The following is a 24,456-nucleotide window of genomic DNA, read 5'->3' on the forward strand; positions in this document are numbered from 1 at the left end:
GAGCCATGCTCGACTGCTCCTGGCTTGATGGGGTCAGAGCCGTTTTCCTGCGGAAAACGGATCCGACCCCCAGCTGGCCTCAAGCCAGGTAAACCTGCCCGTCGCGCACGTCCACCGGCACAGCGCGCAGCCGGTCGCCCTTGCAGGGGCCGGCGATGCAGTCGCCGCTGTCCAGCGCGAACGAGGCACCATGCGCGGCACACACCAGATGACCCTCGCGGCTCTTCAGGAACTGGCCCGGCGCCCAGTCCAGGCGGCGGCCGGCGTGCGGGCAGATGTTCAGGAACGCACGCACCTGCGCGCCGTCGCGGTACAGCAGCAGCGATTCGGCATCGCCATCGACCACCGCTTCGACCTCGGCAAACGCGCCATCGGCAATGGCATCAAGGGCGATCAGGGCAGCAGCGATAGTCATGGCGAAGGCTCGGACGGTAAACCGGAATTGTCGCATGCCTGCTCAGGTGACTGGCTGCGACATGAACACAAGTCATTGATCCGTAATAAGCACAGGCTATATTTAACGAGTTTTTCACTCAATGAAAGTGGCGCGTCCCGATACTTTGGTTTCGCTGATCCCAGCCTATCGAGCCGCCATGTTCAATCGCGCATCCGCCTTCAACCAGTTCCGCACCCTGTTCGCGCCGCGCAAGCCGCGTCACCCGCTGGTGCGCGTTGCCGTTGGCCTGCTCGGCCTGGCGATCCTGGCGGCGATGGTGTTCATCGGTGTGTTCGTTGGCGCGGCGATGATCCTGGTCGGCCTGGCGTGGAAGCTGCTGGCCTCGCGCAAGCCGGGCGTTGCGCGTCCGGTTGACCCGACCGTGGTTGAAGGCGAGTACCGCGTGGTGCGCAAGCCGGTGTTGCCGGCCTCGCGCTGATCCAGGCCTTCCGCGCCCGCTGACGGCGGGCGCCATGCGTTCTAGACTGCGGGCACGCCCTTCCTGGATGCCCGCATGTCCGATGTCTCCGATGTGATCCCTGCCGTAGCCCTGCCGCGTGTACCGGTAGCCGGTGGCGGCAGCTTCCCCGTGCACCGCATCTACTGCGTCGGCCGCAATTTCGCCGACCACGCCCGCGAAATGGGCGCGGCGGTGCCGGCGGCCGATGACCGCGGCCGCCCGATGTTCTTCAGCAAGCCGGCCGACGCCATCGTGGTCGGCCACGACGATGCCATCCCCTATCCGCCAGCAACCGCCAACCTGCACCACGAAGTGGAACTGGTGGTGGCGATCGGCCGCGATGCGCCCGCAGGCGAGCTGGCCGTGGCCGACGCCGATGCGCTGGTCTATGGCTACGCCGTCGGCCTGGACCTGACCCGCCGCGACCTGCAGGCCGCGGCCAAGGACAAGGGCCACCCGTGGGACGCGGCCAAGGGCTTCGACGCCTCCGCGCCGATCAGCGAAATCGTCCACGCCGAGGAAGTCGGCGACCTCGCCGCGCTGAACCTGTCGCTGGAGGTCAACGGCGAAGTGCGCCAGCAGGCACTGCTCGACCAGATGATCTGGAACGTACCGGAGATCCTGCATGAGCTGTCCAAGCTGTGGCAGCTGCGTGCCGGCGACCTGGTGTTCATGGGCACCCCGTCCGGGGTGGCTGCGTTGAAGCCCGGCGACCGCTTCAGTGCCCGCCTTGAAAACGTGGCCGAGCGCCACGGCGTGATCGCCGGCTGACATCACCTGCGCTACCCTGCGCGCTGTCCACTTCCCCACCGGAGAAAAACAACAATGGGAATGCTCACCGAGTTCAAGGAATTCGCCATGCGCGGCAACGTCATCGACCTCGCCGTCGGCGTGGTGATCGGCGCGGCCTTCGGCAAGATCGTGACGGCGCTGGTCGAGAAGATCATCATGCCGCCGCTGGGCTACCTGATCGGGCGCGTGGATTTCTCCAGCCTGGCCTGGACGTTGTCGCCAGCCCGGATCGGACCGGATGGCAAGGAGATCCCGGCGGTGGTGGTTGGCTACGGCGACTTCATCAACACCGTCATCCAGTTCGTGATCGTGGCTTTCGCGATCTTCATCGTGGTCAAGGCGATCAACCGGCTGTCTCGCAAGAAGGAAGCTGCCCCGGCGGCGCCGGCCGAAGAAGTGGTGCTGCTGCGCGAGATCCGCGACAGCCTGAAGAAATGAGGTATCGGGCGCCTATGGGCGCCCCTCCCATCTGTAGAGCCGAGCCCACGCTCGGCTGATCTGCAAAAGGCAGCCGAGCATTGGCTCGGCTCTGCAGAAGCAGGCGAAAGCCCCGCCCCGGCGGGGCTTTCGCTTTGCCGGTCATGGCGGAAAACAGCGTTCGCGCCAGCCATGACCTCCCGCCCATGCGCCGGGCTGAACGACTGTTAAGCTCCAAGGCTTAGGTCCCTTCCCGGAGTTGTCCATGCGTCGCCGCGTCCTTGCCATCGCATCCTCCCTCGCCCTGCTGGCCGCCCCGGCCTTCGCGGCGCCGCACACCACTACCCTGCCCCCGGCGTCGCTGGCCACCGCCGCACAGCTGCGCGACCAGGCGCTGGCCGATGACACCGGCTGGAAGGTTGTCGAGTCGCTCACCACCGAGATCGGTCCGCGCATCGCCGGCAGCGAAGCCGACGCCCGCGCCGTGGCCTGGGCCGAAGCCAAGTTCAAGGCCCTCGGTTTCGACAAGGTGTGGAAGGAGCCGGTGACATTCCCGAAGTGGGAGCGGCGCAGTGAACACGCCGCCGTGACCGGCAGGAACCCGCAGCCGCTGCAGATCACTGCACTGGGCGGCAGCCCAGGCGGCACCGTGGAAGCCGAGGTGGTGCGCTTCGCCGACCTGGCCGCGCTGCAGGCCGCACCGGCGGGCTCGCTGAAGGGCAAGATCGCCTTCGTCGATTACCAGATGCTGCCCTTCCGCGATGGCCGCGATTACGGCCGCGGCGGTGCGATCCGCAGCAAGGGGCCGTCCGAAGCGATCCGCAAGGGCGCGGTCGGTTTCCTGATGCGCTCGGCCGGTACCGACTCGCACCGCGTGCCGCACACGGGTATCACCCGTTTCGATGACGGCCTGACCCCAGTGCCGTCGGCCGCGCTGTCGGTGCCCGATGCCGACCAGCTGGCCCGCCTGCTGGCGCGTGGCAGCACCACGGTGAAGATGGCACTGGATTGCGGTTGGGATGGCACCGCCACCTCCTACAACGTGATCGGCGAGATCACCGGCCGCAGCCTGCCGAAGGAAGTGGTGGTGATCGGTGGTCACCTGGATTCGTGGGACCTGGGCACCGGCGCGGTGGATGACGGCGCGGGCGTGGGCATCACCATGGCCGCAGGCCACCTGATCGGCCAGCTCAAGCAGGCACCGAAGCGCACCATCCGCGTGATCGCCTTCGCCAACGAGGAACAGGGCCTGTACGGCGGCAAGGCCTACGCCGAAGCGCACGCGAAGGACGTGGCCCTGCACCAGCTGGCCGCCGAGAGCGACTTCGGCGCGGGCCGCATCTACGCCTTCAATACGGGTTCGCCGAATCCGGCAGGCTCGCGTGAAGCGACGAAGCAGATTGCCGAAGTGATGAAGCCGCTGGGCATCGAGTACCAGGCGGACAAGGGTGGCCCGGGCCCGGACGTCGGCCCACTGGCCGCCAAGGGCGGTGCGTGGGCGTGGCTGGCGCAGGATGGCTCGGACTACTTCCACCTGCACCACACCGCCGACGACACGCTGGACAAGATCGACCCGAAGGCACTGGCGCAGAACGTGGCCGCGTACACCGTGTTCGCCTACCTGGCGGCGGAAGCGGATGGCAGTTTCGGTAGCGAGGCCAAGGCGACCACACCGCCGAGCGAATGATGCGCTTGCGCCGGGCCATGCCCGGCGAGCACAGCGGGACGAGCGGTGCGAACCGAGGTTCGCACCCATCGGGTGATGGCGTGAGTCAGACCCCTCGCCATGGCGAGGGATCCGCCCCCGATCCGGTCAGCCTTCCCACACGCTGGTGTTGCGCACGCCCAGCAGTTCCGGGTTGAACAGTGGATCCTTGCCGGCATGGCGATGCTGCTCGTAGTCCCGCAGCGCCGCCAAGGCCGGTTTCTGCAGCAGCAGGATGGCGATGATGTTCAACCAGCTCATCAGGCCGACGCCGATGTCACCCAGCGACCAGGCCACCGTTGCACTGTTCACCGCCGAGTAGCCTGTTGCCGCCAGGAACAGCAGCTGGAAGCCGCCGATCACCCAGGGTGCCGGACGGTTGCAGCACAGATAGCTGACATTGGTCTCGGCCATGTAGTACAACGCCAGCAGTGTGGTGAACGCGAACGGCAGGATCGCCAGCGCCACGAATGAACGGCCGAAGCCCGGCAATGCCGATTCCACCGCATGCTGCACGAAGCGTGGCCCGGCCTCGACGCCCGGCAGATTGCCCAGCAGCAGGCGCGTCTCATCCGGAATGCCGTTCACTGCCGGGTCGTAGACGTTGTACAGGCCCGTGGAGAGGATCAGGAAGGCCGTGGCACTGCACACCACCATCGTGTCGATGTAGACCGAGAACGACTGCACCAGGCCCTGCTTGACCGGATGCGAGACTTCCGCGGCAGCGGCCGGATGCGCGCCACTGCCCATACCGGCCTCGTTGGACAGCACGCCGCGGCGCACGCCCCATTGGATGGCAGTACCGATCATCGCGCCGAACGCTGCATCCACGCCGAATGCACTGCGCAGCACCAGCATGATCACCTCCGGCACCTTCTCCGCGTTCAGCACCATCACCAGCGCCGTGACCAGCAGGTAGGCCACGGCCATCAGCGGCACCACCCATTCGGCCACGCGCGCAATGCGCCGCACACCGCCGATGAGGATGGCGCCCAGCACCACCAGCAGAACCGCGGTGGTGGTCATCACCGGTACGTCCCAGGCTTCGTTCACCGCACTGGTGATCGCATTGGACTGGGTGCCGGCCAGCATCGCGCCCGCCAGCACCGTCACCAGTGCGAACAGCACTGCATACCAGCGTTGGCCGAGGCCTTTCTCGATGTAGTACGCCGGGCCGCCCCGGTACTGCCCTTTGCCGTCTCGATCCTTGTAGATCTGCGCGAGCGTGGATTCGATGAAAGCACTGGACGCGCCGAGGAAGGCGACGATCCACATCCAGAAGATCGCGCCGGGGCCGCCGAAGGCGATGGCCATGGCGACGCCGGCGATGTTGCCGACGCCCACGCGGCTGGACAGCGAAATGGACAACGCCTGGAACGGTGAGACGCCGGCATCGGAGCGCTCATGGCGGAACATCAGGCGCAGCATGTCCGGCAATGCACGCAACTGGATGAAGCGTGTGCGCACGCTGAAGTACAGGCCGGCGAGCAGGCACAGCACCACCAGGTAGGGGCTCCAGACGACGCCGAGGATCGTGTTGACGATGGATTCGATGTTCATCGGCGGCCCCTCAGAAGAACATGCCCAGGGCAACCTGGGGGCTGACGATTCGACTGGTGTTGCGGCCCGCCACGCTGAACTCCACGCCGGCGATCAGGCCCAGCGTCGGGCTGAAGTGGTACTCCGCGGCCGGCGCCAGGGTGACGCTGCGGCTGGCCGGGCGATGTTCGTCGATACGCTCGAAGGCACCGCTTGCGTTGCGCGCGAATCCACTCAGGCGCTGTCCGGTCTCACGGCTGGCGGCTACTTCCATCACACCTACCCAGCGCGAGTTGAAGCTGTACTCGGCACCCACCGACAGGCCCAGCACCGAGCCGCGGGAGATGTGGCCCTGGAAGCTGTCATCGGTGCCGTAGACGCTGGCCCCGGAAATCGCCGTGCGCGACGGCGCCGGCCCGGCGCTGAGCTGGGCACGCCAGCGCAGCGGACGCTCGTTGCCCAGCCACACCACCTGCTGCATGCCCAGCGCGGCGGTGGTGCGCTGCACGCCGTCGCCCTGCGCATCGAGTGGATTGCCGGTGATGCGGTCATGGCTGCCGGTGCTGAAGCGCTGCACCAGCGCGACCGAGATGGCCGGGCGCGTGCCATCGGCGTTGGGCGCCTGCAGCAGGTACTGCAGGCGCGCGGTGGTATCGCCAGCGCGGAAACCGCTGCTGCGTGCGCTGCCCTGTTCGGCGCGCGATGCACTGAGATTGACCTGGCCCATCACCCGGTCGCTGAAGCCGTAGATGATCGGCACCACCGTGGCCCATGCACCGCTACGCTGCCCACTGCGGCGGCGATGGCCGCCATCGTCATAGTGATCGCGACTGTCGACCCTCACCAGATAGGGTTCGATGTACCAGTTGCCCTGCGGCAGGCCGGCCGGATTGGGGGTGATCAGCGGCCCGGTGAAGTTGACGCCGTCCAGGCTGCGTTCGCCGGCTGCGGCACGGCCGCTGGCAAGGACACTGGTCAGTACCAGCAATGCGATGAGGATACGGCGTGGGTGATGCATGGCAGCCTCTTCTGGACAACGTGGGATGGAGTTCCACCCTGCGTTGCCGGAAGCGGCTGACCAATAAGGAAACTTTCAAAACGTCATGCGCGCTTGACGCGTTTACCACCCCTGGAAGGGGTCAGAGCCCTCGCCTGCGGCGAGGGATCCGACCCGGGATACCGGATCAGCCGCGACGGCTCGCCCATTGCGCCAGCAGCACGGCCGTGGCCGAGGCCACATTCAGGCTCTCCACGGCGCCGCTGCCGGGAATCGAGACCTGCAGGTCGCACGCCCCCGCCAGGCTACGGTCCATGCCCTCGCCTTCGGCGCCCATCACGTACACCAGCCGCTCCGGCAGGGACGCGCGGAACACGTCATCCCCGCCCTCGACCAGGGTCGCGGCCAGGCCGAAACCGGCTGCGCGCAGTTGCGCCATTGCCTGAGCGGTCTCCGGCAGCTGCACCAGCGGCACCGCTTCGGCACCGCCTTCGGCCACGCGCGCGGCGGCGCCGGACAGGGCCAGCGTGCTGCCGGCCGGCAACAGCAGCGCCTTGGCACCGAAGTGCGCGGCCGAGCGCAGGATCGCGCCGAGGTTGTGCGGGTTGCCCACACCATCCAGCCACAGCGCCAGCGCCGGGCCGTCACCGACCTGCTGCAGCCACTGCGCCAGCGGCGGTGCCGGGGCGCGCAGCACGTCGGCCACCACACCTTCGTGGTGGGTGGTGCCGGCCAGCTTGTTCAGATCGCCGTCTTCAACCACGCGGTAGCCCACGCGGTTGGCCACGCACCACTTCAACAGCGGCTGCAGGCGCGGGATGCGTGCTTCCAGCAGGTACAGCTTGCGCAGCGCCTGCGGCCGCGCTTCGAACGCAGCCAGCACGGCATTCAGGCCGTACAGACGCAGCTCGTCGCTGCCACCGCGCCCACCACCGCCCGTTGCCGGCACTTCCGGGCGCGGCAACGGCGTTGCGCGCGGCGGACGGGCGGACGGGCGGCGGTTGTTCCAAGGGTTGTTCACTTACACACTCTCCTGCTTGCGCTGGCGCCAGAAATCGGCGTTCTTGATGCCCAGGGCATCAGGGTCGAACACCGGATCCAGGCCCAGCTTCTTCTGTCGTTCGTAGTCACGCAGGGCCAGCATCGCCGGCTTCTGGATGATGAGGATGGCGATGATGTTCAGCCAGGCCATCAGGCCGACGCCGATGTCGCCCAGCGCCCAGGCCAGGGTGGCATTGTGGAACGCGCCGAACACCACCATGCCGATGATGCCCAGGCGCAGCAGCAGCACGGTCAGCGGCCGCTTCCTGTTGTGGTTCACATAGCTGAGGTTGGTCTCGGCCATGTAGTAGTACGCCATGATAGTGGTGAAGGCGAAGAAGAAGATGGCCACCGATACGAACGCCGAACCCCAGCCCGGCAGCACCGCTTCCACGCCGGCCTGGGCGTAACCGGCGCCTTCGGGAATACCGGCCAGGCCCTGGAAGATCGGCGCGGCACCCTCCACCGGCGAGTACACGTTGTAGGTGCCGCTGGCCAGGATCAGGAACGCGGTGGCGGTGCACACCATCATGGTGTCGAAGTAGATCGCGAAGGCCTGCACGTAGCCCTGCTTGGCCGGGTGCGAGACTTCCGAGGCAGCCGCCGCGTGCGGGCCCGAGCCCTGGCCGGCTTCGTTGGCGTAGATGCCGCGCTTGATGCCCCACTCCACCGCCAGGCCCATCATCGCGCCGAATGCGGCATGCGTGCCGAAGGCACTCTTGAAGATGATGCCGAACATTTCCGGCACGCGGTCGTAGTTGATGATCATGATGATGATGGCCATCAGGATGAAACCGGCGGCCATGAACGGCACCACCACTTCGGCGAAGTTGGCGATGCGCTTGACGCCACCGAAGATCACCACGCCCAGCAGCAGCGCCACCACGATGCCGATCCCCAGCTTCAGCGCCTGCACCGATTCCATGCCGAAGGCCTGGCCATCGAGCGGACCGCACAGCGCGGTGCCACGGCAGGCGTTGATGATGCTGTCGGCGATGGCGTTGGCCTGCACGCCCGGCATCAGGAAGCCTGCGGCGATGATCGTGGCGATGGCGAAGGCCAGCGCATACCACTTCAGGCCCATGGCCTTTTCGATGTAGTACGCCGGGCCACCGCGGTAGCGGCCTTCGGCGTCCTTGGTCTTGTAGATCTGCGCCAAGGTGCATTCGACGTACGAGGTGGATGCGCCAAGGAAGCCCATCACCCACATCCAGAAGATCGCACCGGGACCGCCGAAGGCGATGGCGGTGGCCACGCCAGCGATGTTGCCGATGCCCATGCGGCCGGCCATCGACATGGCCAGCGCCTGGAACGAGGACACGCCGGCGTCGGATTTCTCACCCCTGACGGTGAGGCGGCACATCTCCAAGAAGCCACGGATCTGCATGAAGCGGGTGCGCAGGCTGAAGAACAGGCCGGCGCCCAGGCACACGAAGATCAGTGCCTTGCTCCAGATGATGCTGTTGATGAAGTGTACGGTTGCTTCCACGCGCGCTCTCTCCAGTCGGCGGGTTGTAAGGACGTCCCGTCGGCTGGAGGGGACCGGTCGATTCTCCCTGATCGCAGGCCGCTGCGGTAGCGCTGTTTTGCAGAGCCGAGCCCATGCTCGGCTTGGGCTCCCGAGGGCAGCCGAGCATGGGCTCGGCTCTACAGCGGCCAGCCCGCGTGTTCAGGGCAGCTGCGTGCGTACCCGGGCAAAACGGCGCAGGTCGTGCAACACGCCGCGCTTGTAGACCGCGCAACGTTCCACGCCCTCTTCCTGGAAGCCGTTCTTCTCCAGCACCCGGGCCGAGCCGAGGTTGAAGTCGACCACGGTGGCCTGCAACCTGAACAGGCGCAGCTCATCCATCACCCACGGGGCGAACAGGCCGACCACGCGGGTCATCAGGCCCTGCCCCCAATAGGCCCGGCCCAGCCAGTAACCCAGTTCGGCGGTATGCCCACGCTCGGCCACGCCCTGTTGGGCACCGACGCTGCCGCAGGCCTGGCCGTCGATCTCGATGGCCAGGTTCAGGGTGTCGGGAGCCAGCACGCGGCCGGCGAGGAAGGCCTCGCCATCCCCGCGCGTGTACGGGTAAGGGAAGCGGTCGCGCAGACCGCGCGATACCTCGGCGTCGTTGGCGTGGCGCAGCAGGGAGTCCAGGTCGTTCGGGCGCCAGGGGCGCAGCTGGAAGCCGTCGCCTTGCAGGTCTGGGGTCAGAGCCCTTTCCCTTTGGGAAAGGGATCCGACCCCGCCGGCGTACCGGTCAGGCATGACCGCCTACCGAGGGCGACTCGGCTTCCTGCTTCTCCAGCTCGCGCTTCACCGCTTCCGGCGAACGGGTGTACGGTGCCAGCCGTGCGTAGAACGCCGGCACCACGAACAGCGACAGGAACGTCGAAAGAGTCACGCCGAAAATGATCACGATGCCGATCGTGCCACGGCTGGCCGAACCAGGCCCCCCGGCGACCACCAGCGGGATCGCGCCGACCACGGTGGCGATCGAGGTCATCAGGATCGGGCGCAGGCGCACCATCGCCGACTCGATGATCGCCTCGCGCACGCTGCGCCCATCGTCGCGCAGCTGGTTGGCGAATTCGACGATGAGGATGCCGTTCTTCGCGGCAAGGCCGACCAGCATCACGATGCCGATCTGGCTGAACAGGTTCACCGTACCGCCACTCACCCACAACCCGACCAGCGCGCCGAGCACGCCCAGCGGCACGGTCAGCATGATGGTGAGCGGATGGATGAAGCTCTCGAACTGCGCGGCCAGCACCAGGTACACCACCAGCAGCGCCATCGCGAAGGTCAGCAGCACCGCGCCGCCGGCGCTCTGGTACTCGCGCGATTCGCCCTTCCAGTTCACCTGCGCGTACTGCGGCAGCTCTTCCTGGGCGACGTTCTGTGCCCAGGCGATGGCCTCGCCCAGCGGATAGCCCGGCGCCAGGCCGGCACTGATGGTGATCGAGCGCAGTCGGTTGAAGCGGTTCAGGGTGCCGGCCTCGGCCACTTCACTCAACGTGACCAGGTTGGACAGCGGCACCAGCTCGCCGGAGTTGGCGCGGACGCGGATCGCGGCCAGGTCGGCCGGGCTGGCGCGACCATCGCGACCGGCCTGCACCAGCACGTCGTACTCCTCGCCGTTGTCGACGAAGGTGGTGACGCGACGCGAGCCCATCATGGTTTCCAGCGCCGAACCGATCGCGGTGACCGGCACGCCGAGATCGGCCGCACGCTGGCGGTCAATGTTCACCCGCATCTGCGGCCGGGTTTCCTTGTAATCGGAATCGGGGCCGACCAGGCCGGGATTGTCGGCCATGCGCAGCAGGATGCGGTCGCGCCACTGCGCGATCTCGGCATATTCCGGACCGCCCAGCACGATCTGGAACGGTTGGCCGCCGCTGCGCACCAGGCCACCACCCACCTGCGTGCGTACGCGCACGCCGCGGATGGTATCCAGTTCCTTCTGCAGTTCGTTGGCGACTTCGGGCGTACCCTCGCTGCGCTGGCGCCACGGCTGCAGGAAGATGCTGACGCGGCCGGTATGCATTTCCTCGCTGGCGCCCCAGCCGCCCGGCACGCGGGGGTTGGCACGCACGATCGGCTTGTCCGGGCCGACATGCGGTGCCAGCAGCGCTTCCACCTGCTGCACCTGCTGCACGGTGTAGTCGTAGCCGGCGCCTTCCGGGCCGTCGATCATGATCTGGAACGAACCACGGTCTTCGGCTGGCGCCAGTTCCGACGGCAGCAGCTTGAGCAGGCCCCAGCTGGCGGCCAGCGCAGCCACCATCACCAGCAGGTAGATCCAGGTGCGGTCGACGTGGTGATCGAGCACTCGCCCATAGGCACCCGCAAGGCGTTCCAGGTTGCGGTTGATGAAGCCGTGCAGGCCCCGCGGGGCCTGCCCGGTATGCGGCTTGAGCAGCTTGGAAGCCATCATCGGCGTCAGCGTGAGCGCAACGAACGCGGACAACGCCACCGCGGCGGCCAGCGCCACGGCCAATTCGCGGAACAGTCGCCCGGTGTTGCCCTCCAGGAAGCCGACCGGCAGGAACACCGCCACCAGCACGGCGGTGGTGGCGATCACCGCGAAGGCGACCTGCGCAGTGCCGCGCTTGGACGCCACCAGCGGTGGCTCGCCCAGGTCGATGCGGCGCTGCACGTTCTCCACCACCACGATCGCATCGTCCACCACCAGGCCGATGCACAGCACCAGCGCCAGCAGGGTCAGCAGGTTGATCGAGAAGTCGAACGCATACAGCGCGATGAACGCCGCCACCAGGCAGACCGGCACCGTCACCGCCGGAATCAACGCGGCGCGGAAGCTGCCCAGGAACAGCCAGATCACCGCCAGCACCAGGATCATCGCTTCCACCAGGGTGGCGTAGACGCGGTCCACTGCAGCTTCGATGAAGGTGGTGTTGTCGAAGGCGACGAAGATCTGCGTGCCCTTGGGCAGGGTCAGCGCCACCCGCTCGGCCTCAGCGCGCGCAGTGCGTGCCACGTCCAGCGAGTTGGCGGTGGAGGTCTTGACGATGCCCAGGCCGATGCCGGGCTCGCCGTTGCTGCGGTAGTACGCGCGGCGTTCGGCCGAGGCCAGCTCGATCTTCGCCACGTCGCCCATGCGCACCACGTAGCCATCGCGGCCCTTGCCCAGCGGGATGGTCGCGAAATCCTCGGGCTTGATGTAGTTGCGTTCCACGCGCAGGGTGAAATCGCGGTCGGTCGACTCGATGCGGCCGGCCGGCAGCTCCACGTTCTCGTTGCGCAGTGCGGTTTCCACGTCGCCGGTGGTCAGCCCGCGCGCGGCCAGCTGGTCACGGTCCAGCCAGATCCGCATCGCATAGCGCTGGCGGCCGCCGATGCGGACCTGGGCCACGCCATCGAGGCTGGAGAAACGATCGACCACGTAGCGGTCGGCGTAGTCGCTCAGCTCCAGCGTGTCCATGGTCGAGGACACCATGTTGAACCAGATGATCGGGTCGGCATCGCTCTCGACCTTGGCAATCTCTGGTGGCCGCGCCTCTTCCGGCATGCGGTCGGCGACGCGGCTGACCGCATCGCGCACGTCGTTGGCCGCTGCTTCGATATCACGGTTGGCGGTGAACTCGATGCTGACCTGCGAGCGGCCGTTGGTGCTGCGCGCGTTGATCGAATCGATGCCTTCGATGCCAGCCAGCGCATCTTCCAGCACCTGGGTGATGCGGCTTTCGATGACCGCCGCCGACGCGCCGGTGTAGTCCACCGACACCGAAACGATCGGAGGGTCGATGGCGGGCAGTTCGCGCAGGGTCAGGCGGGTGAAGGACATCACGCCCAGCACCAGCAGCAACAGGCTCATCACCACGGCGAACACCGGCCGCTGGATGGAGATGTCGGACAGCTTCATCCGCCGTGGCCCTCGGCCGCGACCGGCGCCGGCGCGTCAGCCGGTTTGGCGCCGGAGGCCGGTGCGGCGTCCTTCGCAGCAACCTTCAGGCCCGGGCGCAGCTTGCCGGTGCCATCGACCACGATGCGCTGGCCCGCTTCCAGGCCCTGCCTGATCTCGACCACGCCGGCACGGCGCGCGCCGGTGACCACGTCCACCCGCTCGACGCTGTCGTCGGCCTTGATGCGGTACACGAAGGTATCGCGGCCGACCTGTACCACGGCGATCTCCGGGACCACCAGCGCCGGGCGCTCGGGGCGGAACAGGCGCACGTCCAGCAGCATGCCCGGGCGCAATGCGTGGTCGCCATTGGCGAAATCGGCGCGCACGGTCACCGCACGGGTGGCCGGATCGATGCGCGCATCGATGGTGCTGACCACGCCCTCGAAGGTGCGACCCGGCCAGGCCACGCTGGTGGCACTGACCTTGTCACCAACGCCCAGCGCAGCCAGCTCCACTTCCGGCACCTGGAAATCGACATGCATGTGCTCGATGTCGTCGAGCGTGGCGATGACCGTGGTCGGGGTCAGCAGCGATCCCGGACTGACCTGGCGGATGCCAAGCACACCGGCAAAGGGCGCACGCACGCGGCGGTCGCCAATGTCTGCCTGCATCTGCATCACGCGCGCCTCGGCGGCGTCGCGGATCGACTTCTGCGTATCCAGCGTGGCGCTGGACACCAGCCGCTGGGCGGCCAGTTCGCGCTGGCGCTTGTACAGCTGATCGGCTTCATGGAAAGTGGCCTGCGCCTGCACCAATGCGGCTTCCTGGGCCTGCCCGCGCAGCGTCACGATCGGCGCACCGGCAGCAATGTGCTGGCCGCTCTCGAAGTGCACTTTCTCGACGATCTCGCTGACTTTGGCAGTGACGCTGATCGACTCGCGCGCCTTGGCCGTGCCCAGTGCCTGCAGGGTGTCGTTCCACTGCGTGGGCTGCACGACCTGCGCAGTGACCGGCACCGCTTCGCCCTGCCGACGTGCGGCGGCCTCCTGTTTGCCTGCGCACCCGGCCAGCACGGCCAGGCTGAGGCCGAGGGCCAGGGTCGAAGCGATACGAGCCAACATGAACGGTCCTGATTGATCCACGGCCGCCGAGTGTAGGCAAGTGCCCATAAAAGCGGTATGTGCCAAGCGTTTACCGGCGTGGAACCAAGGCTGCGATAGCGCCTTGAACCCGTTCCGTGCAAGGCTGCCATGGGCGGTGTCGGCGTGTGTCGGGGTGTATCCAGTGGTGCACCACCGCGGCCGTCATCGTAGAGTCGAACCTGCCCGACCGAGGGCGTCGGGCGGGGACGGATCCTGGCGGGGATCCGGCCCCGTTTTTTTATGCCCGGCGGATCAATACCGGTAGTTCAACTTCATCCACGCGCTGCGCCCCGGCTCGTTGAAGCGCACCGGGTCGGCCGGGAAGCCGAAGTCGGCGCTGCCGGCCAGGTTCAGGTGCTCGCTGTAGGCGCGGTCGAACAGGTTGTCGACGCCGGCGCTGAGCTGCAGCTGCGAACTGAAACGGTACGCGGCATTGAGCGCGAAGGTGGCAAACCCGGCGCTCGGCCCGAGGTCCTGCGCGACCACGTTGCCCTGTCCATCTGCGACACGATGCTGATGGGTCACCGCGCGCAGCAATGCGCCGGCACTCCAGCGCTGGCCCTCCCAGTTCGCACTCAGGCGCGCTTCCAGCGGCGGCATCTGCGGCAGCGGACGCTGCTGGTCGCGGTTCTCTCCCCAGGCATAGGCCAGCGTGCCGCCCAGCCTCCACTGCTCGGTCAGGCTCGCTTCCAACCCGGCCTCGGCACCGGCAATGCGCGCCTCGACGTTGCTGGCCTGGCTCATGCCCATCATGCCGCTGCCGTGGTAGGTGAACAGGATGTAGTCCTGGATCTGCCCGGCATAGGCCGAAACCCAGGCCTGCACGCGCGGTCCCTTGTACTGCAGGCCCATGTCGAGCTGGGTGGTGCGCTCGGGCTGGATGCCGGCAAACGCGTTCACTGCGCCGGCCGGGCCGTGGTTGGGCGAGAACAGCTCCCAGTAGTCGGGCATGCGCTCGCTGTGGCCGAGGCCTGCATACCAGGTCAGGCCGTCGGCCAGGTCCTGCTCATAGCGCAGGAAGCCACTGCCGAGCCACGCCTTGCGCTTCTCGCCGGCCGTTGGGTTGGGCCGGCTGCCCATCATTCCACGGATGGACTGCCGCTCATCACGCACGCTGGCGCGATCGATGCGCAGCCCGCTGATCCAGCGCTGGTCGGTGCCGGCGCCGAGGGTCAACTCGGTGAACACGCCATAGCGGCGGAAGTTGGCATCGGTCTCCCAGACGGCCTGGCGGTAGGTGTCGCGGCCCATGCCCATGCGGCCACGATGGCGGCTGTCCTCGCCATCCATGCCCGCCACCAGTTGCACGTCCTGCCAGCGCCACTCGGAACTGACCCGGCCGCCCTGGGTGCGGCGGTCCACGTTCGACGCCATCGGCATCGGCATCATGCTGTTGGGATTCGGCGTGCGCAGCGTGTAGTTGTCCATCACGTGGTCGGCCTCGTTGTAGTACACGTTGGCCTGCAGCGTGTCCCACGCACCCGGCAGATTGCGCTTCTCGAAGCGCGCGGCGTAGCTGGTGCGTTCGAACGCGGCACCGTCCATGCCGCGCCCCGCGTAGCGTGCGATCGCATCGCCGGCACCGGCAGAAATTTCCAGCAGCGTGTCGGCATCCGGCGTCCAGCCGATCGCCACGTCACCGTTCCACTTGCGCCACTTCGATGGCACCACATCGCCGTTGCCGTCCTTGTAGTCATCGGCTTCGGAACGGTTGCCGCTGGCGCGCACATAGCCGGCCGGGTTGCCCAGGGTCAGGTCCAGCACCTGGTCGTTGCGGTTGCGCGAACCGACCAGCGCGCTGGCATCGGCACGCAGGCCCGGTTCCTCGAAGCGCGGTGTATCGCGTTCGAAGCGCACGGTGCCGGCCGAGGCACCTGCCCCCCAGCGCACGCTCTGCGGGCCCTTGATGATGGTCAGGCGGTCGAAGCTCTCCGGTGCGATATAGGACAGCGGGTTGTCCATGCGCGAGGGACAGGCACCGATCAGGTTGCCGTCATTGCTGAGGATGTTCAGGCGCGAACCCAACATGCCGCGCAGCACCGGGTCACCGTTGGTGCCGCCGTTGCGGATGGCGGAGAAGCCAGGAACGGTCTTCAGGTAATCGGCGCCGTCACTGGCCGGAACCGGCTGCCGCGGCAGGCGTGGATCGGTCACCCAGTGCAGTGGCGACGAAGGCGCGGCGGCGGTGACCACCACCGTATCGAGAGTGCGCGCCTCTTCGGCGGGCGCGGCATGGGCGAGCGTTGCAGCTGCGGCCAAGCCAAGGGCAACCGGCAGGCGCACGCAGGCGCCCGCGGGGCGGGAAGTCATTTTCATCGGAACAGCTCCAAGGTACGCACGCGCACACGGCGCCCGCTCAGGCGTCGTGCGGCAGATTCGACAGGAAAATCAGCGGACGATGGAGGACCGCGGTGGCCCACGCGCGGCGTGTGCCGGCCAGCGCAGTGCCGGCAGTACCTGCTGTGACCACGGGAATACCAGCCGCGGCCGCCACAGCAGCGGCAACAGCAGCACCAATACCGCCAGCCACGGCAGCAGGCGCATGGCCAGCACGCAGTATTCGCAGGCTTCGCCATGCATGGCGTGGGGGTCGGCCGGTGGGGTCGGACTCCGTTGCCCGTGCAAAGGGCTCGGACCCAATGCGGCAGCGTCGTGGTGCATGTGCGCGTGGTCCATGCCTGCCATCGCCGCGTGGTCTATCGGCGGCGCCTGCAGCGCGCGGCTGACCAGTGGCGCAAGCACCATCAGCAGCGTCGCCAGGACGGCGAGCTGGAGCAGGAGGCGCTGCGGGCGGGACAGGCGGGTCACCCTGCTAGTGTAGAGCCGGGTCCCGGGTTGCCCGTGCGACGAACCGTCGCAGGAGGGGGTTTATCGGCAGGGCTTGCAGCCCTGCACCTGCAGAGGCCACGTCCACGGCAAGCGCCGAAGCAACATCAAAAACTGGCTTCCTGTGGGTAGGCGGGGTGGGTCCGGTTGCGGGGGGCGCTGCAAGTACCCCCCCGGGGCCCGGCCCAGCCGCTGGCGGCTGTGCGTTCGGGCGCTTGCGAAGCAGTGCTTCGCAAGCAAAGCGCCCTCACCCATGTAAGCTCGGTCGCCGCATCCATGCGGCTCACGCCCCCGCAACCGGACCCACCCCGCCTTCGACAGATCTCTGCGGTCTGCAGTAGATCCACGCCATGCGTGGATGAATCTCCATCGGAATCGAATATTTCGAATTGGAATCGAAAAGCATCCACGCATGGCGTGGATCTACCGTGTCGACCAAGGTCGACACCTGCCAACAGCCACCGGAATCTGTCAGAGGTGGGGCGGTGTCGGAGTGCGGGGTGTCAGCCGCATGGGCCCAAGGCATGCCTCGGGCGGGTTGGGCAGGACGCCCAACCCCGGTCTTGCCGTGTGCGCAGGAAAGCGCACACGAGCAAGCGGCTGCCAAGCTTACAGGGACGTACTTGCAGCGTCCCCGCATTCCGACACCGCCCCGCCAACCCACGGAATGCACGCTTCTGCTGTTGCTGTTGCTGTTGCTTGAATGTCGTAGCGGGTGCAGGGCGGCACGCCCTGCTCGACCCACCTCACACCGTGATGGTCTGGGTCAGTGACTCCCAGGTCGGGGGCACCGGCCACGCTGCGGCCTGGTTGCCATCCAGCACCCGCCGCAGGTCGCGCGGATCAATCTGTGGGGCCAGCACATGCACCAGCTCCAGCGCGTAATCACGCAGCACGCGGTCGCGCGGCAACACCGCCCAGGCGATGCACTCGCTGATCGGATCCGGCGCCGGCCACGACCTCAGGTCTTCGTCATTGGAACTGACCGCCATCTCGGCCAGCAGGCCTACGCCCAGACCCGTGCGCACGTAGGTCTTGATCAGGTCGGCATCGAGCGCGGTCAGCGCCAGGTCGGGCACCAGCCCATTGGTGGCGAAGGCGCGTTGCAGGGATGAGTTCGGTCGGGTTGAGGATTCGTAGCTGATCAGCGGCTGGCGGGCCAGCGCGGCCAGGTCCGGTGCGCGGCCGGCGCGGTCCAACGGGTGGCCCTTGGGTACCACCACCAGGCGTCGCCAGCGGAACAGCGGCACTGCGATGCCATCGGTTGGCTCACCGCCTGCGGTGCTGATGATGGCGATATCGGCGTCACCCTGGTTCAAGCGGTCCAGCGCGTCGGTTTCACCGGCCTGCTGCAGGTGCACGCTGACCTGCGGATAGGCCTGCTTGATCGCCGCCACCGCCGGCGGCAACACGAAGCGCGCCTGGGTGTGCGTGGTGGTCAGGATCAGCTGGCCCTGGCTTTCGCGCCGCTGGTTTGCCGCGTACGTACGGATGTTGTTGGCTTCGGCCAGCACCGCGCGGGCACGCGCGATGACTTCGGTTCCGGCCGGGGTAACCGACTCCAGGCTGCGCCCCTTGCGCACGAACAACAGGAAGCCGAGCTCGTCCTCCAGCTGCTTGAGCTGCTTGGAGAGGCCGGGCTGGGTGGCGTGCACGCGCGAGGCGGCCAGCGTGATGTTCAGCTCGGCGTCGGCGATGGCTACCAGGTAGCGCAGCTGGGTCAGCGTCATGGGCAGGCAGGCGGCATGGGGCGGACGTCCACTCTAGGGTCAATTGCCGTCACCAGCTTATAACCAAAGGTTGTTTAAGAAAGGTATCTGGTCATTTCCGGGCGTCATATGCCGGCGCTACGGTCAGCCGGCAGCCGCTGGCCTGAACGGCCAGCCCTCCCCCCTTCGCCCGCCGTAACCCGGCGCGGCCCCGTTTCCGGAGCGCTCCCATGGCCCTGTACGACTCCATCCTCGATACCGTCGGCAACACCCCCATCGTCAGGCTGCAGCGCCTGGCGCCGCCACAGGTCAGCGTCTACGCCAAGGTCGAGTCGTTCAACCCGGGCGGCTCGGTGAAGGACCGCCTGGCGCTGGCGATCATCCTCGATGCCGAAGCACGCGGCCTGCTCAAGCCGGGCGACACGATCGTGGAGGCCACCTCGGGCAACACCGGCGTAGCGCTGGCGATGGTCGCCGCCGCGCGCGGCTACAAGTTCGTGGCCACCATGGTCGAAACCTTCTCGGTCGAGCGCCGCAAGCTGATGCGTGCCTACGGCGCCAAGGTGATCCTGACCCCGGCCGCCGAGCGCGGCAGCGGCATGGTGCGCAGGGCGGCCGAGCTGGCCGAGCAGCACGGCTGGTTCCTGGCCAGCCAGTTCGCCAACCCGGCCAACCCGGCGTATCACCGCAACACCACCGCTGCCGAGATCCTGCGCGACTTCGCCGGCAAGCGGCTGGACTACTTCGTCAGCGGCTGGGGCACCGGCGGCACGCTCACTGGCGTAGGCGAAGTGCTGAAGGTGGCACGCCCGCAGACCCGCATCATCGCCACCGAACCGGCCGGCGCCGCCCTGCTCAAGGGGGATGACTGGAAGCCGCACAAGATCCAGGGCTGGACCCCGGACTTCGTGCCGGACGTGCTCAACCGCGACGTGGTGGATGAACTGGTCTCGGTCGAAGATGATCGCGCGATCGCCACCGCGCGTCGCCTGGCCGCCGAGGAAGGCATCTTCGTCGGCATCTCCGCCGGCGCCACCGTGGCCAGCGCGCTGGACATCGCTGCCCGCGCTGAACCGGGCTCGGTGATCCTTGCGATGCTGCCGGATACTGGTGAACGTTACTTCTCAACACCGCTGTTCGCCGATGTGAACGAAGGATCCGACGACGACTGGCTGGCCGGCCTGCCGTAACAGCCGGGGTCAGAGCCTTTTCCGTTCGGAAAAGGATCCGGCTCCTTCCCGCTTCAGCCTGCGTGAAGGCGTCGCCCGCCATCGTGCGCGAAGGCCGTTGGATCGCAGCGCGTGAGACGGTCATGACGCAGCATCGATGCCCTGTCCCCTACCGTGGGAACAGCCGGCGCAGATGCTGCGCGGATCACCTCACAGGCAGGAGACGGACGCATGAAGATCGAGGTTTGGCAGGGCGACATCACGACCCTGGCGGTGGATGCGATCGTCAACGCGGCCAATGAAACGCTGCTCGGTGGCGGCGGTGTCGACGGCGCGATCCATCGTGCGGCCGGGCCCGCCTTGCGGGCCGAATGCGAGCAGTTGCCGGAGCTGCGCCCGGGCGTGCGTTGCCCGACGGGTGAAGTGCGCGCCACCGGTGCCCATGCGTTGCCGGCGCGCCATGTACTGCACACGGTAGGCCCGGTCTGGCACGACGGCCAGCGCGATGAACCGGCGTTGCTGGCCAACTGCTACTGGAAGTCACTGCAGCTGGCCGAATCACTGGGCGTGCACTCCATCGCCTTCCCGGCGATCAGCTGCGGCGTGTATGGCTATCCGTTGTACCAGGCCGCGCAGATCGCTGTCACCGAAACACTGGCCTGGCAGCGCAGCCATGCGCAACCGATGCGCATCGTGCTGGTGGCGTTCAATACCGCAACGGCCAAGGCCTACCAGCAGGCGTTGAGCGCCGCCGGGCAAAGTGCTGACAGCGAACCGCGTGGGTCGCTGCTGCCGCCCCTGGGTGATGCGGGCCTTGCCGCCGCGCACTGAATCCGGCGGTCAGCGTCAAGGAAAAGGCCGGGCATTGCCCGGCCTTTCCTGTAGCACCGTTGTCCACACTCCCACGGAGTGTGGAACACGTTCAACGGCTGGCAGCTTCCACCGCGGCGGCATCATCGGCCACAGCAGCGGCGGCGTCGGCAGCAGCACTTGCCGCCGAGGCCGCAGCCTCGTCGGCGCTGGCGCCGTCCACCTGCACGCGTACTTCCACCATGCCCGCGCCGTTGCTCAGGCTGGACACCTCGACGGTGTAATGACCAGCCGGCAACGCTTCTTCCAGGCGTGCGTTGGTATCGTTGCCACCGTCATCGTCGGTCAGTTCGACATCGCCGCCAACCACGCGCAGCACGGTATCGAGCTGGCCGGAGATCGCATCCAGCCGCACATTGGTCGGACGGTCCAACGTCAGCAGGAAGCGGCGGACGCCATCGTTGTCGAGCATCGTGTACACGCTGCCGGACTTCGGCAATGCGGTGCCATCGCGATCGACCAGGTTGCCCGGCAGCTCGATGCGATTGGCCGACAAGGTGAACATGCCACTGACGCCGTCGCCGAGGCCGCGCGCGGTCAGCGTGTACTTGCCCGGCTTCAGTGACAGGGTCAGGCGCGAGTTGATGCTGTCGCCGCCGTCGTCATTCTCGGCATCCACGCCCTGCCCGGAAAGCTTCAGCACCGGGTCGAAGGCATCCGAGACCAGCCGGATCTCGTACAGGCCCGCCTTGTCCACCTGCAAGGTGTAGTCCTGCGAATTGCTGGCCAGCATATCGACGATCTCGCCACTGCCCACCAGCGGCTTGCCGTCATATGGCTTCAGCTTCTCGGCGCGAAGGCGATAAGGGCCGAACGCGGTCGGGCCATCGGCGTTGACTGCCACCTGGTAGGTACCACTGCCGTTGGCGCGGAAAGCCAGCGAGACGTCCCCCTCGCGCTCATAGCCGGTGTTGCTGGTGGATACCAGGCTGCCATTGTTGAACACCGCAATCGAGCCGCTGAGGGCACCAGTAAGCTTCAGGCCGACCAGCTCCCTGTCTTCCAGCTTGATCTGGTAGAGCTGGTGATGGCTGCCGTCGTTGAAGTTGATGCCGCTGCGCGAGGTGATCTCGCCGGAGACCGGCTTGTCGAAATCGAGCGACGCGGCCTTGCCCGCATCCGCGCCGCCGCCGATGCGGTTGCACCCGCCGGCGACCAGGACCGTGGCTACGGCCAGTGTGATTGCTGCCAAACGCATGTTGTTTCTCCTTGGCCTTCCATGTGGTTCCCACGCACCGGCCAGGCGCATGGGGGCGGAAAAGATACCCGCAAAAGCAAACGCCGGCGTGATGCCGGCGCTGCCTTGTTCATCCAGCGATGGGACGGATCAACCGTTCCACTTGCCCAGCGCCGCCAGGCCGTTGTCCCTGGCGCGCTCGTACACGGTCTTCTGGGCAGCAGCGTAGTTGCCCTTCATGTCCTTGGCCCACAGCTTCAGCGCGGCCTGCTGCATGGCGCGGCCGTAGGAGAAGCTCAGCGGCCACGGCAGGTTGCCCAGCTGGTTCATCGCGTTCAGGTGCTCGGTGGACTGCTCGTCGCTCTGGCCACCGGACAGGAACACCACGCCCGGCAGGATCGCCGGCACGGTGCTCTTCAGGCACATCACGGTCGACTCGGCCACTTCCTCGACATCGGCCTGCTCTTCACAGTCCTTGCCGGAGATGACCATCGACGCCTTCAGGATGGTGCCTTCCAGCAGCACGTTCTGCTGGTACAGGGCGTCGAACAGCGAACGCAGGGTGGCTTCGGTGACTTCGTAGCAGGTCTCGATGTCATGATCGCCGTCCATGATCACTTCCGGCTCGACCATCGGCACCAGGCCGCATTCCTGGCACAGCGCTGCATAGCGGGCCAGCGCATGGGCGTTGGATTCGATGCAGGTACCCGACGGGATGCTCTCGCCGATGTTGATGACGGCACGCCACTTGGCGAAGCGCGCGCCCAGCTTGTAGTACTCCTGCAGGCGCTCACGCAGGCCATCGAGGCCTTCGGTCACCAGCTCGCCCGGGCAGCCGGCCAGCGGGTGCGCACCCTTGTCCACCTTGATGCCCGGAATCATGCCGTGGTCGGCCATGTACTTGGCGAACGGCACGCCGTCCTTGGTCGACTGGCGGATGGTTTCGTCAAACAGGATGGCGCCGGAAATGTGCTCGTTGAGCTTCGGCGTGGTCAGCAGCAGCTCGCGGTAGGCGCGACGGTTCTCCTCGGTGTTCTCGATACCGACGCCGGCGAAACGCTTGGCGATGGTAGCGGTGGATTCGTCGATCGCGATGATGCCCTTGCCCGGGGCGACCATGGCCTGGGCGGTTTCAGCCAGCTGTTCGATGCTCATGTATTTCCTGTGGCGGGTGCGGGAAAAACACAAGTATAGCCCCGCGGCCCGTTGCCTCGCCGTGGAGGACAGGATGGAAACGCTTCCAATGTCCGCACCGGACACGCCGTGTCCCGCCGTCGGGGGTCAGGGACCCTGCGGGGATCCGACCCCGGGGTCGGATCCGCAAGGCGGCGCCGGCCCCAGGGCAGCACTACTTACAGGTCGCCCAGGCCGATGGCGCGGCCGTCCTCACCCACTTCCAGCAGGCGCAGGGTATTGGTGGCACCGTGGGTTTCCATGTGCTCGCCACTGGTGAACACGACGCGATCACCGGCCTGCAGCAGTTCCGATTCCACCAGCAGGCGGATGCTGCCGCGCGCGGCTTCGCGCGGGGTCAGGCCGCGGCTGTCGAAGTTGATCGGGAACACATCGCGCATCAGCGCCATCTGGCGGCGCGCGCCGTCATGGCGGGTCACCGCGAACACCGGCGCCTTGGCGCGGAAACGCGACAGGTAACGTGCGGTGCCACCGGATTCGGTCATCGCCACGATCGCGCGCACGCCCACGTGCTGCGACAGGAACATGGTGGCCATGGCAATCGCCTGGTCGGCACGTTCCAGGTTGCGCGGCGACGCGTTGAAGTCGGTCTCGGTCTGGAACTGGCGCTCGGCCCCCAGGCAGATGCGTGCCATCGCCTCCACGGCCTTGACCGGGTAGGCGCCAGCGGCAGTTTCCGCCGACAGCATCACTGCGTCGGTGCCGTCGATGACCGAGTTGGCCACGTCCAGTACTTCGGCGCGGGTCGGGATCGGGCTTTCCACCATCGACTGCAGCATCTGCGTGGCGGTGATCACCACCTTGTTCTGCGCCAGCGAGGCCTTGATGATCTTCTTCTGCAGGCCCGGCAGCTCGGCATCGCCGATTTCCACGCCCAGGTCGCCACGGGCGACCATCACCACGTCGCTGGCCTCGACGATTTCTTCCAGGTTCTCGATTGCCTCGGTGCGCTCGATCTTCGACACCAGCGCGGCATCACAGCCGTGCGAACGGGCGATGTCGCGCGCATCGTTCATGTCCTGCGCATTGCGGCAGAACGACACGGCGATGAAGTCCACGCCGATCTTGGCAACGATGCCGATCAGCTCCTTGTCGCGCTCGGTCAGCGCACCCAGCGAGAGGCCGCCGCCCTGCTTGTTCAGGCCCTTGCGGTCGGACAACACACCATCGTTGAGCACGGTGTTGACGATACGGTCGCCCTGCACTTCCACCACCTGCAACTGCATCAGGCCGTCGTCGAGCAGCAGCACATCACCCGGGCCGACGTCCTGCGGCAGGCCAAGGTAGCTCACGCCCACCTCGCTGGCAGTGCCCGGGCCGGCGTTCTCGCTGGCGATCAGGTCGAAGCGGTCGCCCGCCTTCAGCTGCACCTTGCCTTCGGCGAAGCGCTCGATGCGGATCTTCGGGCCCGGCAGGTCGGCCAGGATGCCCACTTCCACGCCCACGCGGGCCGCAGCGGCACGCACTTCGGCGGCGCGCTTGGCCTGGCCGGACGGATCGCCATGGCTGAAGTTCAGGCGCACCACGTTGACGCCGGCGCGGAACAGATCCTCCAGCACGCCCGGCGGGTCAGTGGCCGGACCGAGGGTGGCAAGGATCTTGGTGCGACGCTGACGCTCGAACATGGT

At 67.2% G+C, this 24,456-nt stretch carries 20 protein-coding genes; 6 read left to right on the plus strand and 14 right to left on the minus strand.

Annotation, left to right across the window (positions count from 1 at the left end; all coding sequences use genetic code 11):
* Nucleotides 1–79 precede the first annotated feature (79 nt).
* Nucleotides 80–415, minus strand: coding sequence for a Rieske (2Fe-2S) protein (locus ACUDTM_RS08500; protein ID WP_072167633.1), 336 nt, complete (start codon nucleotides 413–415; stop codon nucleotides 80–82).
* Between the two features lie 178 nt (nucleotides 416–593).
* On the opposite strand from ACUDTM_RS08500, the gene ACUDTM_RS08505 reads away from it, so the two are divergent.
* The 4 genes from ACUDTM_RS08505 to ACUDTM_RS08520 all read left to right on the plus strand — a co-directional run bounded on the left by ACUDTM_RS08505 (nucleotide 594) and on the right by ACUDTM_RS08520 (nucleotide 3,792).
* Nucleotides 594–875: a hypothetical protein gene (locus tag ACUDTM_RS08505; RefSeq protein WP_005410817.1), complete on the plus strand. Its 282-nt coding sequence runs from the start codon at nucleotides 594–596 to the stop codon at nucleotides 873–875.
* Nucleotides 876–950: 75 nt separating this feature from the next.
* The gene (locus ACUDTM_RS08510) at nucleotides 951–1,667 is read left to right on the plus strand and encodes a fumarylacetoacetate hydrolase family protein (protein WP_019660190.1); all 717 of its coding nucleotides are present in this window, start codon (nucleotides 951–953) and stop codon (nucleotides 1,665–1,667) included.
* Nucleotides 1,668–1,721: 54 nt separating this feature from the next.
* Nucleotides 1,722–2,126, plus strand: coding sequence for a large-conductance mechanosensitive channel protein MscL (mscL, locus tag ACUDTM_RS08515; protein WP_072167632.1), 405 nt, complete (start codon nucleotides 1,722–1,724; stop codon nucleotides 2,124–2,126).
* Between the two features lie 244 nt (nucleotides 2,127–2,370).
* Nucleotides 2,371–3,792: a M28 family peptidase gene (locus ACUDTM_RS08520; RefSeq protein ID WP_334271963.1), complete on the plus strand. Its 1,422-nt coding sequence runs from the start codon at nucleotides 2,371–2,373 to the stop codon at nucleotides 3,790–3,792.
* Nucleotides 3,793–3,918: 126 nt separating this feature from the next.
* On the opposite strand, the gene ACUDTM_RS08525 is transcribed toward ACUDTM_RS08520, so the two are convergent.
* From ACUDTM_RS08525 to ACUDTM_RS08570, 10 genes are all read right to left on the minus strand, one after another.
* Entirely contained in the window at nucleotides 3,919–5,370 is a 1,452-nt protein-coding gene (locus tag ACUDTM_RS08525; protein ID WP_072167630.1) for an alanine/glycine:cation symporter family protein, read from the minus strand.
* 10 nt (nucleotides 5,371–5,380) lie between these two features.
* Entirely contained in the window at nucleotides 5,381–6,367 is a 987-nt protein-coding gene (locus ACUDTM_RS08530; RefSeq protein WP_445391263.1) for a hypothetical protein, read from the minus strand.
* Nucleotides 6,368–6,533: 166 nt separating this feature from the next.
* Nucleotides 6,534–7,367: a TrmH family RNA methyltransferase gene (locus ACUDTM_RS08535; protein ID WP_188240658.1), complete on the minus strand. Its 834-nt coding sequence runs from the start codon at nucleotides 7,365–7,367 to the stop codon at nucleotides 6,534–6,536.
* Nucleotides 7,368–8,876: an alanine/glycine:cation symporter family protein gene (locus ACUDTM_RS08540; RefSeq protein WP_088496986.1), complete on the minus strand. Its 1,509-nt coding sequence runs from the start codon at nucleotides 8,874–8,876 to the stop codon at nucleotides 7,368–7,370.
* A 180-nt stretch (nucleotides 8,877–9,056) separates the two neighbouring features.
* The gene (locus tag ACUDTM_RS08545) at nucleotides 9,057–9,641 is read right to left on the minus strand and encodes a GNAT family N-acetyltransferase (RefSeq protein WP_353080592.1); all 585 of its coding nucleotides are present in this window, start codon (nucleotides 9,639–9,641) and stop codon (nucleotides 9,057–9,059) included.
* Entirely contained in the window at nucleotides 9,634–12,759 is a 3,126-nt protein-coding gene (locus ACUDTM_RS08550; protein WP_445391264.1) for an efflux RND transporter permease subunit, read from the minus strand. Before ACUDTM_RS08550 ends, ACUDTM_RS08545 begins: the two co-directional genes overlap by 8 nt.
* Nucleotides 12,756–13,862 (minus strand): efflux RND transporter periplasmic adaptor subunit, encoded by a 1,107-nt coding sequence (locus ACUDTM_RS08555; protein ID WP_049412714.1) that lies wholly within the window; start codon nucleotides 13,860–13,862, stop codon nucleotides 12,756–12,758. The genes ACUDTM_RS08550 and ACUDTM_RS08555 overlap by 4 nt, the downstream gene beginning before the upstream one ends.
* Nucleotides 13,863–14,135: 273 nt before the next feature.
* On the minus strand, nucleotides 14,136–16,199 hold the full coding sequence (locus ACUDTM_RS08560) for a TonB-dependent copper receptor (protein ID WP_188240656.1): 2,064 nt from the start codon (nucleotides 16,197–16,199) through the stop codon (nucleotides 14,136–14,138).
* A 72-nt stretch (nucleotides 16,200–16,271) separates the two neighbouring features.
* The gene (locus ACUDTM_RS08565; RefSeq protein ID WP_088496983.1) at nucleotides 16,272–16,691 is read right to left on the minus strand and encodes a DUF2946 family protein; all 420 of its coding nucleotides are present in this window, start codon (nucleotides 16,689–16,691) and stop codon (nucleotides 16,272–16,274) included.
* A 764-nt stretch (nucleotides 16,692–17,455) separates the two neighbouring features.
* Nucleotides 17,456–18,439: a LysR family transcriptional regulator gene (locus tag ACUDTM_RS08570; protein WP_061479313.1), complete on the minus strand. Its 984-nt coding sequence runs from the start codon at nucleotides 18,437–18,439 to the stop codon at nucleotides 17,456–17,458.
* 209 nt (nucleotides 18,440–18,648) lie between these two features.
* Between ACUDTM_RS08570 and cysK the strand changes: the two genes are divergently transcribed.
* Together cysK and ACUDTM_RS08580 are read left to right on the plus strand one after the other, a co-directional pair.
* A complete protein-coding gene (gene cysK, locus ACUDTM_RS08575) occupies nucleotides 18,649–19,608 on the plus strand; it encodes a cysteine synthase A (protein ID WP_061479314.1) in 960 nt (319 codons plus the stop codon).
* A gap of 210 nt (nucleotides 19,609–19,818) precedes the next feature.
* The gene (locus ACUDTM_RS08580) at nucleotides 19,819–20,418 is read left to right on the plus strand and encodes an O-acetyl-ADP-ribose deacetylase (RefSeq protein ID WP_065185299.1); all 600 of its coding nucleotides are present in this window, start codon (nucleotides 19,819–19,821) and stop codon (nucleotides 20,416–20,418) included.
* Nucleotides 20,419–20,509: 91 nt separating this feature from the next.
* On the opposite strand, the gene ACUDTM_RS08585 is transcribed toward ACUDTM_RS08580, so the two are convergent.
* The 3 genes from ACUDTM_RS08585 to pyk all read right to left on the minus strand — a co-directional run bounded on the left by ACUDTM_RS08585 (nucleotide 20,510) and on the right by pyk (nucleotide 24,453).
* Nucleotides 20,510–21,655 (minus strand): ABC transporter substrate-binding protein, encoded by a 1,146-nt coding sequence (locus tag ACUDTM_RS08585; RefSeq protein WP_072168482.1) that lies wholly within the window; start codon nucleotides 21,653–21,655, stop codon nucleotides 20,510–20,512.
* Nucleotides 21,656–21,784: 129 nt separating this feature from the next.
* Nucleotides 21,785–22,789 carry a class I fructose-bisphosphate aldolase gene (locus ACUDTM_RS08590; RefSeq protein ID WP_019660018.1) on the minus strand — a complete coding sequence of 335 codons (1,005 nt, stop codon included), beginning with the start codon at nucleotides 22,787–22,789 and terminating at the stop codon, nucleotides 21,785–21,787.
* Nucleotides 22,790–22,986: 197 nt separating this feature from the next.
* Entirely contained in the window at nucleotides 22,987–24,453 is a 1,467-nt protein-coding gene (gene pyk, locus ACUDTM_RS08595; RefSeq protein WP_005418863.1) for a pyruvate kinase, read from the minus strand.
* Nucleotides 24,454–24,456 lie beyond the last annotated feature (3 nt).

The sequence above is a fragment of the Stenotrophomonas maltophilia group sp. vghtpe118 genome (assembly GCF_052605195.1).